General features: G+C 40.6%; 1 protein-coding gene. It reads left to right on the forward strand.

Annotated features, from left to right (window positions below):
* Nucleotides 1–24: 24 nt before the first annotated feature.
* On the forward strand, nt 25–261 hold a 237-nt coding region (locus ACODJP_RS14220), incomplete at its 3' end, for a hypothetical protein (protein WP_422482614.1).

Raw genomic sequence — 261 nt, forward strand, 5'->3', positions numbered from 1 at the left:
GAACTTAATCTATCTGGCAACAACTTGAGAGTTGAATATGTCACCAATCATAATTCAACTTCGCATCGATTTCCCCAGCTAAGACTTTTAAACCTAGCTTCATGCAACCTGAGTAATTTTCCTGGTTTTATAAAACATTCCCATATGCTAGGACACTTGGACCTCTCAAACAATGGGATTGGTGGGGAGATACCTAGTTGGATTAGGGGACTAACTCAACTTTCGATATTGGACCTCTCAAAAAATGGGATTGGTGGGGTG

The organism is Pleomorphochaeta sp. DL1XJH-081, from assembly GCF_049310885.1.
Lineage (GTDB): Bacteria > Spirochaetota > Spirochaetia > Sphaerochaetales > Sphaerochaetaceae > CAYZJV01.